The 16,051-nt window shown below is 38.0% G+C and carries 11 protein-coding genes and 1 other annotated feature; of the genes, 1 reads left to right on the plus strand and 10 read right to left on the minus strand.

Annotation, left to right across the window (positions count from 1 at the left end; all coding sequences use genetic code 11):
* Positions 1–104: 104 nt before the first annotated feature.
* The 7 genes from AC4PG0_RS02430 to AC4PG0_RS02460 all read right to left on the minus strand — a co-directional run bounded on the left by AC4PG0_RS02430 (position 105) and on the right by AC4PG0_RS02460 (position 12,300).
* A complete protein-coding gene (locus AC4PG0_RS02430) occupies positions 105–3,305 on the minus strand; it encodes an MMPL family transporter (RefSeq protein ID WP_185501613.1) in 3,201 nt (1,066 codons plus the stop codon).
* 15 nt (positions 3,306–3,320) lie between these two features.
* Positions 3,321–3,773: a MarR family winged helix-turn-helix transcriptional regulator gene (locus AC4PG0_RS02435; RefSeq protein ID WP_033533107.1), complete on the minus strand. Its 453-nt coding sequence runs from the start codon at positions 3,771–3,773 to the stop codon at positions 3,321–3,323.
* Positions 3,774–3,869: 96 nt separating this feature from the next.
* On the minus strand, positions 3,870–7,280 hold the full coding sequence (locus AC4PG0_RS02440) for an FtsX-like permease family protein (protein ID WP_492167478.1): 3,411 nt from the start codon (positions 7,278–7,280) through the stop codon (positions 3,870–3,872).
* A gap of 13 nt (positions 7,281–7,293) precedes the next feature.
* Positions 7,294–7,995, minus strand: a complete 702-nt coding sequence (locus AC4PG0_RS02445; RefSeq protein ID WP_003761859.1) for an ABC transporter ATP-binding protein — start codon at positions 7,993–7,995, stop codon at positions 7,294–7,296.
* 155 nt (positions 7,996–8,150) lie between these two features.
* Positions 8,151–10,559 (minus strand): phenylalanine--tRNA ligase subunit beta, encoded by a 2,409-nt coding sequence (pheT, locus tag AC4PG0_RS02450; protein ID WP_003771523.1) that lies wholly within the window; start codon positions 10,557–10,559, stop codon positions 8,151–8,153.
* Positions 10,559–11,611 carry a phenylalanine--tRNA ligase subunit alpha gene (gene pheS / locus AC4PG0_RS02455; RefSeq protein WP_492167477.1) on the minus strand — a complete coding sequence of 351 codons (1,053 nt, stop codon included), beginning with the start codon at positions 11,609–11,611 and terminating at the stop codon, positions 10,559–10,561. The genes pheT and pheS overlap by 1 nt, the downstream gene beginning before the upstream one ends.
* 45 nt (positions 11,612–11,656) lie before the next feature.
* Positions 11,657–11,885: a binding site (T-box leader), on the minus strand.
* Positions 11,886–11,976: 91 nt separating this feature from the next.
* A complete protein-coding gene (locus AC4PG0_RS02460; protein ID WP_003721618.1) occupies positions 11,977–12,300 on the minus strand; it encodes a winged helix-turn-helix transcriptional regulator in 324 nt (107 codons plus the stop codon).
* Positions 12,301–12,456: 156 nt separating this feature from the next.
* On the opposite strand from AC4PG0_RS02460, the gene AC4PG0_RS02465 reads away from it, so the two are divergent.
* Entirely contained in the window at positions 12,457–12,816 is a 360-nt protein-coding gene (locus tag AC4PG0_RS02465; RefSeq protein ID WP_194321269.1) for a DUF6054 family protein, read from the plus strand.
* Positions 12,817–12,859: 43 nt separating this feature from the next.
* On the opposite strand, the gene AC4PG0_RS02470 is transcribed toward AC4PG0_RS02465, so the two are convergent.
* The 3 genes from AC4PG0_RS02470 to AC4PG0_RS02480 all read right to left on the minus strand — a co-directional run bounded on the left by AC4PG0_RS02470 (position 12,860) and on the right by AC4PG0_RS02480 (position 15,848).
* Entirely contained in the window at positions 12,860–13,618 is a 759-nt protein-coding gene (locus AC4PG0_RS02470; RefSeq protein WP_003761853.1) for a TrmH family RNA methyltransferase, read from the minus strand.
* A 25-nt stretch (positions 13,619–13,643) separates the two neighbouring features.
* On the minus strand, positions 13,644–14,723 hold the full coding sequence (locus AC4PG0_RS02475) for a M42 family metallopeptidase (RefSeq protein ID WP_010990815.1): 1,080 nt from the start codon (positions 14,721–14,723) through the stop codon (positions 13,644–13,646).
* Positions 14,724–14,834: 111 nt separating this feature from the next.
* Positions 14,835–15,848, minus strand: coding sequence for a glucosaminidase domain-containing protein (locus tag AC4PG0_RS02480; protein WP_221644601.1), 1,014 nt, complete (start codon positions 15,846–15,848; stop codon positions 14,835–14,837).
* Positions 15,849–16,051: the final 203 nt, after the last annotated feature.

A 16,051-nucleotide genomic window follows, 5' to 3' on the forward strand; every position in this document is an offset into this window, starting at 1 on the left:
TGCTTCCTTCCTCCTTTATTCATCTCTATACCCATCTTAGCAAAATAACTTTTTAAATTAAACTAAAAACCGCACTCCTCGATTAAAGGAATGCGGTTTGTTAATTATTTTTTCGGTGGTACGTTTTCTTGATGATCGCCTTTTCTTGTGATAAATGGCCACCAATTACCACGACCGAATAGTTTAACCATAACTGGTACGAATAGTGGTAAGATAACGATGGCGTAGAGCACTAAGCCAATCAGAACTACTGTTGCGATTTCAAGTAAGGAAAGGACACCTGCTGGCATCATAGCGGCGAATGTTCCACCGAGAATGATCACTGCGCTGAAGATAACGCCGCCCATATTTTTCATCGCTTTTATCATTCTATCACGAACGGAAAGCCCGTTATATTCATTAAATCGTGACATAAGGAATATCGAATAATCGATACCGAGTGCGACGAGTACAACAAATCCGAAGAATGGGGTTGCCCATGTTAGTCCACTATAGCCGAGAATTCGCATAAAGATTATTTCTGCAAATCCAAGTGCCGCAAAGTAAGTTAATACAAGTGATGCGATAAGGTAAATTGGCATTACAAGTGAACGTAAAACGATAACTAGGGTTACGAATACACTGGCTAGAACAATAACAAGTACTAAATGATAATCGGCTGTCGACATATCTCTTGTATCATAGTTAGCGCTAGTCATTCCGCCAATACCAATTTTGGCATTTTCTAGTTTTGTGCCTTTCATACTAGCTGCGAGTTGTTCATTAATGTCATCTATGGAATCCATTGCTCCATTCGAATATGGATTTTTTGTCAAAATAACATTAATCGTAGCTAGTTTTCCATCAGAAGAAATGTATTGGTCTAGTACTTTTTGGAAATCAGCATTTTTTAATAGCGCATCTGGTACGTAAATTCCAGAACTTGCGTAAGGAACTTTCGACCAATCATCAATAAGTCCGTTCGCTGTGTTTAGACCACTTTCAACTTTTCCTAATCCATCAGCTCCTGAAGTTAAGCCATTTGTTAGTTCACCCATTTGCCCGCTAATTCCGGCAAAACCTTCTTTTAGTGCACCTTGTCCTGCTGCAATTTGAGATAGGGCGTTAGAGATTTCAGGCATTTTAGAAACGACTTGACCTTGACCGTCTGCGGCTTGATTTAGACCGTTTTCTAATTGATCGAGTCCAGTTTCAATCTGACCAAGTCCAGTGCCAAATGCGCTTAGGCCGTCTGAAATTTGTTTGGACTGTTCATTTAATTGGTTCATTGCGGTTGCTAATTGTTGAATACCTTGATTTAGTTCTTTCATTTTTGCTTGAAGAGCGGCCATTTGTTGTCCTGCAGCTGTTTTTAGTTCATTACCAGCTGTTTGTAGACCTTGTATATCAGCCGCTAGTTTTTGGAATTTAGGATCATTTCTTACTTCTGGATGTGCTGCTGCGAACGTTTGGAACGATTCCCCGATTTTCTTAAACTGTGCTTCGAGCTTGGATGTGTCAATTGCTGGTGAATTGGGATTTCCAAAGCCTTTTAATTGATCTGCTACATTTTGCAAGTTTTTCTGAATTTCTGCATAACCTGCTTGAATTTGTGCTTCTCCATTTTGAAGGGAAGCGAGTTGTGACTTGGCTGCTGCTACTCCTTGTTTTAAGTCTCCTGCACCAGTTGCGCCACTTTCAATTCCTGTTTGAATTTGAGCGAGTGCAGCTTGAAGTTGATTGATGCCTTGCTCGGTTGCCACGGTACCTTTTTGAAGGTCGCCAACACCAGCAACTGCTTTATCAAGAGCTGGTTCTGATTTTTTAAGTTCTGAGCTAGCAGAATCTAAGCCTTTTTTGACTTCACCTACTCCGTCAGTTGCTTGTCCAACGCCGTCATTTACTTGTCCAGCTTGATTTTTAATGTAAATATCATCGACACGTTTTCCTGCTGGACGTGACGCGCTCATAACCATATCAATACCTTTTAAGTGAGATAAATCATCGGAAATTTTTTCGATTTGCGCAATGTATTCTGTCGTACGCATATTATCATCATTTTCGATAAAAACTTGTGTAGGCGCGACTTGTCCTGCTCCAAAACTATCTGAAACGATTTCAAATCCTTTTTTAGAAGGATACTTATCACTAATTTCATCTAATGAGTTAAATGATTCTGTTCCTGTATGCAGCAAAATTGGCGGCAATGTTATAGCTGCAACGATGAGTAAAGCAATCCACGGTCTCGCAAAAGTGAATTTCCCAGCAGCTCCCCACACTTTATTTTCTTTATGGCTAATATTTTTATTTAATGGCCAGAATAAATGGGTTCCGAGCGTACTCATAAAGAATGGTACGAGTGTATAAAGTGCTGCGAGTAAGACGACAATACCGACACCAACAGCGACTGCGGAACGATATAAATCAAATTGAACAAAATAAAGCGAAGTGAAGGCAACGAGTACAGCTACACCACTATAAATAACTGTTTTACCCGCTGTACGATAAGTTGCATGAACAGATTCTCGTGGATCTAGCCCTGCTCCCATTTCTTCTTTAAACCTACTCATTAAGAGAATACAATAGTCCGTCCCAATCCCAAACATAATACACACCATAAATATTTGCGTATAGGTCGAAACAGGAAAATTAAAGATGTCAATTAAGAAAGCGACCGTGCTTTGTGCAACGAGATAACTTATTCCTACAGTTAAAAGTGGAATGAACGGCGCTACTGCAGATCTAAATACAAGGAATAATACGACTAAAATAAAGACAACTGTGATGCCTTCTGTCTTATGTAAACCGTCTTCTGAACCTTGAACAACATCCTCTTGAATTAATTTATTTCCTGTTAAGTAAGTATCAACGCCTTTAACATCCATTTTTTTGTCTAAAGCGTTTCGAATGCTTTTAACAGAGGCATCTGTGTCATCTACAGTTAGACTTGCTACCATCGTTTTACCGTCTTTTGATAAGAATTTATCCTTTAATTCGGGTTGATTAAAACTTGATACAACGTTGGTTACGTGAAGTTCATCTTTATTTTTGTCAATGGAATCAAGTGATTTTTTAATATTGTTTAACTCAGTTCCAGTTAACTTATGGTCAGCTGTGTACACCGCAATGTATGCTGAACCTTTGTCATCCGGATTGTGTTTCTTTTGCATTTCTGTCGCAAGTGACGACGGATAACCATCAGGCAGCTTTAATTCGCCTTTTTCGCGTACAAGATCTGCCATGGGTGGTGCGATAAACATTAGTACGACTGCTGCTGCAAGCCAAAATGCTAAAATGGCCCAGCGGAGTTTCATAATCCATTTCATGCCAAATCTCTCCTTTTATTTTTTCGGTTTGACAACTGACTTGGTAATTTTTTGAAACAACTCAAAAAATTGTTCGCTGTCTTTTTCCCCTAGAATTTCAAGCCATTCATTTACGAGTAACTCTAATTGTTTTTCACACTCTTCGTAAACGCTATTCCCTTTTTCTGTGATGGTTAAAACAACGGCGCGTTTATCATGCTTGTTTCGTTCTCGTCTAATGTAGCCTTTTTCTTCTAGTTTTTTTAACTTTGGTGTAATTGCGCTTTTATTGACATTTAGACAAGCAGAAAGTTCTGTAGCACTTATTTCATCACCAGTAGCTATTTCTCGCAATACAAAAAATTGTTCAATCGATAAGTCTACTGTATTAGCTGAAATTTCAGAAATAGCCTGATGTATATGTGTCATCGCGAATATGTAAGTTTGTTGGTAACTCTTTATCAGTTGTTTCACTTTTTGCTTTTCCAAATAAAGTTCACCCCTTTAACTATTTCCAAGTTTAAGCTTTATTTATTTTGAAGTCAAATGAAAAGAACTTGCTTAAATAGCAAGTTCTTTTCAAGGTTATTCTACGGATTTAAGTGCTTCAATCATATCAATTCGTCTAAGTTTAATGTGCATCACAACCATGACGATGGATGCAAAAACAAGGGTAAGAATGCCGGAGAATAGATAGCTTGTCCAATCAATTGCAGGGCTGAACATCATTTGATCGACTTCTGCAGTCGTGATAATAAATCGGTGCAAGAAGAAGCCAAGGATAAATCCAGCGACAATGCCCATCAAGGTTAAAATGATATTCTCACGGTAAACATACATTGTCACTTCTTTTGGATAAAAACCGAGTACTTTGATAGTGGAAAGTTCCCTGATACGCTCTGATACATTAATATTTGTAAGGTTGTATAAAACGACAAAGGCTAGTAGCGCTGCCGATGTAATTAATACGACAATGACAATATTTAAACTATCTAGTGTATCCGTTAGCATCGAACTTATATTGTTTGAGAAAGTAATCGTTAAAATAGATTTACTATCTGTTAGTTTTTCTGCAAATTCAGTTTCTACTTTTTCAGAAGTGTCTTTAAGCATTAATAAATCTAAATTGTAACTAGGTTTTTCGTCAAATATTTGTTGATAATACGTTGGAGTCATGTAAATATAGTGCATTGCATAGTTTTCTGTAATAGCGCTAACTTTGATTTTGTACTTATCGTTTTGCGCATTTTTTACAGTAATCGAATCGCCTGGTTTTATATCGAATAATTTAGCTAGTTTTTCACTAATTATTGCGCCATCATCTGTTAGCTTTTCTGTTGTGTGACTAGCACGGTCACGCAACACGATATAGTCTGGTAATTCGTTTAAATTTTTAGGGACAATGATGGAACTCGCTTGTGCGGATTGCCCTGATTTGACTGCATCAATATTTGTTTGCGACATCGCTAGTTTACTTTTGATATTAGAATCTTCCATTAGGTTATCGTACGTTTCTTTTGCTGTAGGTGGAGCGCTCATATCTTGATAAACTGCTGCGTCATATTTCATTATTTGACCGTACTGCATTTTAGCTATATCACTAATGGAATTTCGCAGTCCAAAGCCAGTAAGAATTAGCGCTGTACAACCGGCAACACCGAGTACTGTCATTAGCATCCGTTGTTTGTAGCGGAAGAGATTTCTTGCTGTTACTTTGCTCGTAAAATTCATTCGTTTCCAGATAAAGCTAATTCGTTCTAAGAAAATTCGTTTGCCGATTTTTGGAGCTTTCGGACGCATTAATGTAGCTGCATTCGCTCTTAGTTCTGCCCGACACGCTGCATATGCGGTGAAAGTAGTACAGAATAATGCTACACAAATGGATAATAAACTGTAACTCCAATAAAATCCGATGTCGACAGCTGGCATTTCATACATTGTTTTGTAAGCATTAAAGATAATATTTGGGAAAAATTGGAAACCGATTATAATTCCAACGATACTTCCGCCAATACTTGCAATCGAACCATAAACAAGATATTTCAAAATGATGCTACCGTTTGAATAACCAAATGCTTTTAATGTTCCAATTTGCGTTCTTTGTTCTTCTACCATTCGAGTCATTGTTGTTAAACAAACAAGTGCTGCGATTAAGAAGAAAAAGATTGGAAATGCTGTGGATAAAGAAGTTAAACGATCGGCATTTTCTTTATATTCGCTATAACCTGGATTATCGTTACGATCAAGGACATAGTATTTCGGTAGTTTAAGTGCATCGAGTTTTTCTTGGCCAATTTTAACGTCTTTTTCGGCGCTAGCTAATTTGGCTTCGGCTGCCTTTTTCTCTTTTTCAAATAGTGCGAGGTTTTTATTGTATTCTGCTTGACCACTATTTAATTTTTTTAGCGCATTTTGTAATTCTACGGCGCCTGTCTCTTTTCCGTCAGCCAATTGTTTTTTAGCGAGGGAGATTTTTTCTTGACCGGCTTGATATTTTGCTACTCCTGCTTGATACGCTATTTTTGCTTGCTCAAGTTGTTGTTGTTTACTAGCTAGTGTTTTTTCGCCTTGCTCTATTTTATGTTTTTCTTCATCTAAAACTTTTCGAGCCGATTGATAGGCTTTTTCACCTTCAGCAACTTGTTTAAGTGCAGCGTTCAGAGCTTCCCGGATTTGTGCATCGCTAATGGCTCCATTTTCATAATCATCGAGCAAAGTATTAATGGCTTCTTCGTATTCGGCGAGCTCTTCAGCTGAAATATCAAGTTCTGAAGCCGCTATGTTGAATGCATTAGTTAAGCTTTCTCGGTCGATGTCAAAAGCTGTTAAATCAGGTTGTTTTAAAGCATTTTCTAAGGTTGATCGCGCATTTTTTAAGTATCCATTTGCTGTATTGAGGAGATTATTGGCCTCATTCCATGCAGCTAAGCCGTCTTCTAATTCTCTTTCAGCTTGTAAAATGGCTTCTTCGCCTTGATTAATCTGTATTTTTGCGGCATCTAATTGTTTTTTGGCATTCGCTAGTTCCGCTTCACCAGCAGCAATTTCTGATTCACCTTGTTTAATTTTGGCATCATAGCTAGCCTTGGCAGCATTATACTTGGAAAAGCCTTCATCCAATTGTGCTTTTGCAGCATCTAGTTTGGCTTGATTTTTTTGTAGTTCTGCTTTTCCTTTATTGATTTCAGCTGTGGCATCATCTAATTTTTTTTGTTCGCTCGTTTTAATTTTATTCAGTCGTTTTTCTGGTTGTCCTGCTAAAGCTTGCTCCACTTTTTTGTTATCTTTTTTCTCCGTGCGAATGTAAGCATCACTAAAAGCTTCTTTATCCGCTAGATTATTAAAAGTGAGACTGGCAATAGTGTATTCTGGCAAATCAAAATCTTGTTCTGGAATCACACCAAAAGCGTCTGTTTTTCCTTTTCCAACAGTACTTGATCCCCGTTCGGATTTTTGGATGTATGCGGGTGATCGAACAAAGCCAACTACTTTATACGTTGATTTTTTAAGTGTATGGGTTAATTCACTTCCATCATTTTTAACAAAAGTTACTTTGTCGCCGATTTTGATGTTGTCTTGAATAACTTTATTGTTATCCAGAGCTATCTCACCTGATTTTTCCGGCAAACGACCACTTACTACTTTATATTTATTTAAATTATCACTTGCAGAGCTTGAATATAATTTTGTAACGATGTTGTTTTCTTTCATTAAAGTATCTGCTGTATATCCTAAGTCTACTTGAGCGACTCCCGAAATACCTTCTAAAGCTTCTTTATCCGTATCATCTAGTCCATATGTTGACTGGACATTGAAATTGGCGAGTTGATACTTATTAAAATAATTGTCTGCTGTTAAAAGCATATCCGGTCCAGTTGCTTTTAGTCCGGAGAAAAAAGCAACACCTAACATTATCAGCATAAAAATTGAAATAAAGCGGCTTTTTGAATGCCATATTTCTCGGTAGATATCTTTCCATAAAGCTGAACGTTTCAATGCTTGCTCCTTTCTACCATTCTAAATCATCAATGGACATTGGTTCCGTATTTTCTTTGATGCTCCGAACTTTTGCATTATTAATTTCAATTATTCGGTCTGCAATTGGCGTAATCGCTGTATTGTGGGTGATAACAATAACTGTTGTACCAGTCTTTTCGCAAGTTTCTTGTAATAATTTTAAGACTGATTTACCCGTATCATAATCAAGGGCGCCAGTTGGTTCATCGCATAAAAGCAATTTGGGTGCTTTAGCTAATGCTCGAGCAATTGCAACCCGTTGCTGCTCACCGCCAGATAACTGAGCCGGGAAGTTATCTAATCTATGACTCAAGCCAACTTGGGTTAAAACGGTTTCTGCATCTAATGCATTTGGCGCTATTTGCGCTGCTAATTCCACATTTTCTTTGGCAGTTAAATTAGGCACTAAATTGTAAAATTGGAAAACGAATCCGACATCCGTGCGGCGATATTTAGTTAATTGTTTTGCGTTATATTGAGCAATATCCTGGCCATCTACCATGATACGCCCTTCACTGGCACTATCCATTCCACCAAGGATATTTAATACGGTAGATTTCCCAGCACCTGAAGGACCAACAATAACTACAAATTCCCCTTTTTTAATTCCAAAATTAATTTTATCATTAGCTGTAACAACATTTTCGCCCATTTGATAGAATTTAGATACGTCCTTCATTTCTACATAGGTCATTTTTTTCGTCCTTCTTTTGTTTGTCATATTTAACCATTATAACATGTGTTATTTTAGTTAGTGAAGTGTTAAAACAGGCAAGATTTCCACTGTACAAAAAAAAGAACCAAACTACTCGAAAATGTTTTCCAAATAGTTCAGTTCTTTTTAGTTAACTAGCGGATAATAGCATGTAGTTTTGCTTGTAATGCTTCTACTACTTTGTTAGTTGCTTTTTGTACATCTTCTTCGACAAGTGTTCTTTCGCTATCAAGGAAAGTTAACGTATAAGCGAGTGATTTTTTGTTTTCGCCTAAACTTTCGCCTTCGAAAATATCAAAAAGTTCAATGTCGACTAAGAGATTCCCGCCGTGCTCTTTGATTACTTGAGAGATTGTAGCATGGTCAGTATCTTTATCCACCAGTAAGGCCAAGTCGCGTGTCATTTCTGGGTAGCGTGGAATTGGATGATAAACTACTTTTTCTTTCGTTGCATCAAGTAACGCTTTTACATTAATTTCAAATACATACGTTTCTTTTAAATCGTAGCTTGCTTCCACTGCTGGATGAAGCGCTCCAAGATAACCGATTTCTTTTCCTTCTAACTGGATGCTTGCTGTTCTTCCTGGATGCAGTTCTTCTTTTTCGATTTGCTTCCAGTGCAGTTCGGCTTCGATTCCAAGTTTGTTCACTAAACCTTCTACAATTCCTTTTAAAACAAAGAAGTCTACTGGTTTTGGTGTTTTTTGCCAATCAGCCGTATGCCAATTTCCAGTAATTAAGCCAGCTAAATGCTCTTGTTCGATTGGTAAATTGTCACCTTCTGTTGCGTAGAACACTGTTCCCATTTCATAAAGTGCTACGTCCATATTTTTACGAGCTATATTATAACTTGCGCTACGAATTAATTGTGGGACGATACTTGTTCTTAAATGGCTATGTTCTTCACTCATTGGCATCGAAAGCGCCACTGTTTTTTCATCGGATAACGCTAAACGAGTCGCATCTTTTTTGGAAGTTAAGGAATATGTTAATGCTTGGTTAAGTCCCGCTCCTTCTAAATAAGCGCGCATTACACGACGAGCTTTTTGGCTGTCAGATAATCCACCAGTTGTGCTCGTTGCTGGAAGTGTGACAGGAATTTCATCATAACCATAAATACGTGCAACTTCTTCCAAAATATCCGCTTCAATTGTAATGTCCCAACGTCTAGTCGGTACTTCAATAATTAATGTGTCTTCTTTAACTTCTAATACAAATCCTAAGCGATCAAAAATCGTTTCTATTTCGGAAAGGGAAATCTCCGTTCCTAAAATACGGTTAATACGTGTTAAGCTTGTTTCGATTTTATTTACTGCTTTTGCACGATTATCTACTTCTACTACGCCGCCAACAAGCGTTCCGCCGCTAAGTTCAGCGATAAGTGCTCCGCCGTGTGCAAGTGCTTTTTCTACTTTCCAAGCATCAGAACCTTTATCATATCGAATACTTGCTTCTGTACGTAAATATAATTCGCGAGATGCTTTTCCAACAGATGAACTACTGAAAATAGCTCCTTCCAGTGCTACAGTTGTTGTCGTTTCAGTTACTTCGGAAAACTCTCCGCCCATAACTCCAGCAATTGCTATCGGTTCAGTTCCATTAGTAATAACAGTGTGCCCTGTTTGTAATGTTCTTTTCTCGCCATCAAGTGTTGTAATTTCTTCTTGGTCTTTTGCGGAACGAACGACGATTTTTTTACTACCGATTTTATCATAATCAAACGAATGCAGTGGTTGTCCGTATAATAAATTAATGTAGTTTGTTACATCGACTACGTTATTATGTGGACGGATGCCTGCTTTCATTAATTTTGTTTGAAGCCAAAGAGGTGATTCTTTAATTTCGATGTTTTCAACCATTTTAATAGCATAATAAGGTGTTTCTGTTGGATTTTCTACTTCTACAGAAATAAAATCGTCTGCTTTACCTTTTTCAGATACATCAGGCTCGGTTGGTTGCGCTGGTTTTTGATGGATAATTGCGCCTACTTCATGAGCTACGCCGTTCATGCTTAAAGCATCTGCGCGGTTTGGTGTAATTGCCATATCGAGAATCGCATCATCTAAGCCAAGTAAAGTAATTGCGCTCACGCCTGTTTCAACATGCTCTGGTAAAACGTAAATGCCGTCCGCATAAGCTTTTGGTACAACTTTACTTTCAAAGCCAAGTTCAGCAAGTGAGCAAATCATTCCTTCTGAAACTTCGCCGCGTAATTTTGCGCGTTTGATTTTAAGTCCGCCTGGAAGTCTTGCACCAACTTTGGCTACAATGACTTTTTGACCTGCAGCAACGTTTGGAGCTCCGCAAATAATTTGAACTGGCTCTTCTTCGTCAGTTTGGACAAGGCATTTGTTCAATTTTTCTGCATCTGGATGGCGTTCACATGATAATACTTCGCCTACCACGACATTTTTCAAACTAGCGCTTAATTCTTCTACGCCTTCAATTTCAATTCCGGTTCTTGTAATTGCTTCTCCTAGCTCTTCCGCCGTTAACGGGAAGTCTTGGAAAAATTCTTTGACCCAATTATATGAAACTAACATTAGATTTCCCCCGTTTCTGTGCTTTGGAATTGCTTCGTAAAGCGTAAATCATTCGTATATAAGTGGCGAATATCATCCACTGCGTATTTCAACATCGCAACACGTTCAGGTCCTAAGCCAAAAGCAAACCCGCTGTAACGAGTGGAATCAATACCGGACATTTCTAGTACGTTTGGATGTACCATACCGCTTCCTAAAATTTCAATCCAACCTGTTCCTTTACAAACGCGGCAACCTTTACCACCACATTTGAAACAAGAAATATCCATTTCAACAGACGGCTCAGTGAATGGGAAGAATGATGGACGAAGGCGAATTTCGCGTTCTTCACCAAACATGGTTTTAGCGAGAACAGTCAGCGTCCCTTTTAAATCAGCAAAAGTGATGTTTTCACCAACAACTAGCCCTTCGATTTGCGTGAATTGGTGGGAGTGAGTTGCATCATCGTTGTCGCGGCGGTATACCTTACCTGGACAGATAACTTTGATTGGTCCCTTAGAGAAATCATGTTTTTCCATCGTTCTTGCTTGTACAGGTGATGTTTGAGTACGTAATAAAGTATTTTCTGTAATATAGAAGCTATCTTGCATATCACGAGCTGGGTGATCTTTTGGAAGGTTTAATGCTTCGAAGTTATAGTAATCCAGTTCTACTTCTGGTCCTTCTGCGATTTCATAACCCATACCAATGAACATATCTTCCATTTCTTCAATTACTTGTGTTAGTAAATGTTTTGTTCCGATGCTTGGCGCTGTGCCTGGTAAAGTAACATCGATTGTTTCTGATTTTAATTTTTCATTAATTGCTGCTTTTTCCAGAATTTCTTGTTTGCTGGAAATCGCTTCTGTTAAGGCTGTTCTTACTTCATTAGCAAGTGAACCCATTTTTGGTCTTTCTTCTGCGGAAAGTTTCCCCATTTGTTTCATGATTTCGGTCATCGGGCCTTTTTTACCAAGGTATTTTACCCGTAAGTCGTTCAATGTTTTTAAGTCTGCTGCTTCGTTAATTTGCGTTTCTGCTTCACTTTTCAGCGTTTGTAATTGCTCTAACATACCGTTCACTCCTTCTTTTTAGACAAAATAAAAAAGCTCTATCCACAAAGGGACGAGACTTCTCGCGGTACCACCCTAATAAGAACAAAATTTGTTCCCACTCAAAATTCGATAACGGCTTAGTAACCGGACCACCTTCACACATAACGTGCTTCTCGGGGGGCGACTCCAGAGGTGAAATGTTCGCAAATTCGTTTGTAAAGTGGCTTTCAGTCTATGACCACTTCTCCCTATACAGACTCACTATGCTACTTGGCTCTTTCATTGTCTTTACTTATTTAGATAGTTTCTATTATAGTATGGTTCTACGAAAGATTCAAGCTAAAAAATAATCTCCCCATATTAGTTGGAGAGATTATCTCTTTTTAATTAGGTACTTCCACCCATTTATCCGCCCAACACTGGACTTCAAGCATTACTTCTTGGAGTGCTTTACCTTTTTCGGTTAGTTCATATTCAATGCGTACAGGAGTTTCTGGATAAACTTGTCTTAAGCAAATATCCATTTCCTCAAGTTCCTTCAAACGTTCTGCAAGCACCCGATCACTCATTTGTGGGATCTCAGCGGCAACTTGTTTAAACCTTTTTGGACCAGTCAGTAAGACATTGATGATAAGTCCAGTCCAGCGTTTACCTAATAGTTGGAACGCCGATTCAAACTTCGGACATACTGTATGTGCATCAGTCATAATTCTCACCTCTAACGTTATTGTACCATATCTATCATCAGAAAGTAACTAATAAATCTTTTGTTGCTTATATTTAGTAAGTTGGAATATAATTGACCAAAGTATCCTTCTGACTTAAAATATAAGTAAGATAGATTAATGAAGGAGGCGTCTCTCATGCCATCTATTCGCTACATTGTTAAAACAGATGTTTCAGAAACCTTCGAAATAATCAAAGCTGGTCAAGTAGGGTCAAATATTGTATTTTCCGAAATTAGAACATTTGATTTTGGAGAACTAGCGACACTTGCTTGCGAAAAATTTTACTTCCGTTCTTCTAATCGAGCGGCATTATTTGTTAACATTAATAATTTCCACGGAGAAACAGAAGTAACGATTATCTCAACAGGTAGTTCGAACGGCTTCTTTACTGGGATTGACTGGGGCGCTGCGTTTGATTATATGCATAGTGTCGTAACTGATTTAAAACGCGTCGCAATTCGTGAAGTAAAAATGGAAAAACAAGAAGAGATTTAAAAAAGTGGTTGATAAGTTCATTCCGACTTATCAACCACTTTTATTATTTTCTTAAACCATAAAGTAAAATTCCGGCTGCTACAGCTACATTTAATGATTCACTATCACCGTAAATTGGAATATACACTTTTTCGGAAAGCCGATCTTGTAATTCTTCTGATATGCCGTTTCCTTCGTTTCCAACCATTAAGGCTAATGTTTCACGCTTTGGCATATCATTGAGTGATTTGGCTTGGTCATCTAAAACTGCTCCAATCACTGGAACACCTTCTTCTTCTAAATTCGCCACCCACTCAAATAAATCTGCTTGAATGACAGGAATATGGAAGTGACTCCCCTGCGTGCTACGAATAACTTTTGGATTATAAAGGTCTGCACTGCCTCTGCCTAAAACGACACAATCATATCCAGCCGCATCAGCAGTTCGAATTAACGTGCCGACATTACCTGGATCTTGTACTGCATCTACGAGTAACAATTTCTTACCATATAATAGCATCATGTCAGGCTCTGAAATAGCAACGACAGCAAATACACCTTGTTCTGTCATTGTGTCACTAATTAGATGGCTGATTTCGGAACTAATTTCAAATACATCATAGTCGCCTTTTAACCACTCTTCTGGAACAGAAACACCACTTGAAATAAGCAGCTCCAGTACTAAACCATCTTGACGTAACGCTTCTTCCACTAAATGAAAGCCTTCCACCAAATAAGTTCCGGTTTTATCGCGGCCTTTTCTCGTTTGTAGTTTCTTCCATGTTTTGACACGGTCGTTTTTTACTGATTGAATCTGTTCCATAAAAGTTGTCCTCTTTTCTCGAAACTCAACCTAGGCGAATTTCTGTTACTTTTTCTTTATCTAAACGTTTAACTACTTCAGTAATTAGTTTTACTGCATTTTCAAAATCATCACGATGTAGCATCGAGGAATGAGAATGAATGTAACGTGTTGCAATTGTAATGGATAGAGACGGGATTCCGTTTCCAGTTAAGTGGATGGAACCTGAGTCTGTACCGCCCATAGGGATTGCTTCAAATTGGTAAGGAATAGATAGTTCGTCTGCTACGTCCGTTACAAAATCACGAAGGCCAGCATGTGCTACCATGGAAGCATCATAGATAACGATTTGTGGACCTTCCCCCATTTTACTCATTGCTTCTTTGTCAGTTACACCAGGAGTATCCCCAGCGATACCAACATCAACAGCAAAACCTATATCAGGTTGAACGAAATGTGCTGCTGTTTTGGCTCCACGTAAACCAACCTCTTCTTGGACTGTTCCAACACCGTAAACGATATTTGGGTGTGCTTCTTTTTGTAAGTTTTTAAGTACTTCGATAGCAATAGCAAGGCCAATACGATTATCCCAAGCTTTTGCAAGTAAGAATTTCTCGTTTTTCATTACGGTAAAATCAAATGCTGGCACAATCATATCACCAGGACGAATGCCGTAACTTTCAACTTCTGCTTTATCAACCGCACCAACGTCAATAAACATATCTTTAATATCAAAAGATTTTTGACGTTCTGCTGCTGTCATTACATGCGGTGGTTTAGAGCCAATAACACCGGTGATTTCTTCGCCAGAACGCGTCACGATTGTTACTTTTTGTGCAAGCATTACTTGCGAAACCCAACCGCCCACTGTTTGAAATTTAATAAAACCTTTATCATCGATTTGAGTCACCATAAAGCCAACTTCATCTAAATGACCAGCAATCATGATTTTTGGTCCATCTTCTGCGCCCACTTTTTTCGCAACGGCGCTACCTAAGCCGTCTGTTTCAAAACTATCAGCTAACGGTTCAATATATTCACGAAATACGTTTCTAACCGCACGTTCGTTACCGGGAATACCTTTTGCATCCGTTAGTGCTTTTAACATCTTTAATTGTTCATCCATATAAATAACCCTCCTTATAAACTCCTTTTACATTATAACAGTTTCTCTCTAAAATTCCTTTGAAAACGCAAAAAAAGCCGAAACAGCTATTCGACTTTTTTTGCGTTTTACTTACCAAGCAATTGACTGAACGTTTAATAAAGGTAGATTAAGTGCAGTTTTGCCCTTTGTGTCTTCCTTAGCTATTGTAGGTTTGTGCAGTTCTGATGTATCAAAATCCATATTAATTACTAAACGATTTTGATCATCGGTTTTAAGTAAAGCGTCGCGCGTTGGAGCATAATCTTCTAATTGATAGAATTTTTTTATAGAGGTGCTTTCAATCCAACCGATAGAATCGCCATTATGATGAATGTGATACCACGAAATATTGGAATCCGTTACTTTAACTTCTCTATTAATAGAAACTTGATGTCCAAAATATTTGGTTGTTTTTTCGACTGGATTTGCTCCTTTTGTTCCACCTGGCGCGGACCAAATAAAGGAATTATCTTTTATAGCTACTTCACCAGCAGCTTTAATTGCTTTATCAGATACTCGTTCACTATAAACTGTATCATATTTATCTAAATTTGCTTTTTTAATTAGGTCGATTAATTTTGCTGCATACTCTGGATCAGACGAATAGCCAGTTTTTCCAAGTGCAATAGCCGCTTTTTCAAAGTTATATTCTTTGATTAAGCCCCCGTATAAATGAGGGTTCCATGATGGGCCATTGACAAATAAAAGTGCGTGGTCATTCATCGATTCATACCAACCCGGGTATGCGCGGAAATTAGCATCGGTACCAACCCAAACAAGACCGTTGTGTTCTTTGGTTGGTAATTTAATAGAGGCTCCATTATAAGAACCTTTGATTCCAAATAAATTATTGCCATCTTTTGCTAGCATACTTTCTCCCCAATTGGATTCTAGTATAGCTTGCGAAATAGTGATACTTGCTAAAATACCATGTTCTCTTTGCACTTTTTGAGCATGCGGCGCAATTTCATTAATAAACCTCTCTTGCTTGGAAGTTAAGCCGTCCTCTAGACCAGCAGCTTGGGAGTGTATTGGTACTGCACATAATGTAATTGTAATTCCAAGACCAATTGTCACCAAATGCTTCTTTGCGAGTTGTAACATAATGATTTATTGCACATCCTTCTTTGAAATATCTTTCTGGCTTATCAAAACCAGAAACGTGTGTTCTTTAAAACAACCACTTCATTCTAACAAAACTTCTTTGTAATACACATTACTTTTACATTACTTATGTTACAAAAGGCCTTTAGCTATTGAATAGTAATCCTTTTGAGAGGTCGCTGTTATGAAAATAAAAAAGAAAA

It is taken from the genome of Listeria sp. MAN/IMW/UF464, from assembly GCF_058683955.1.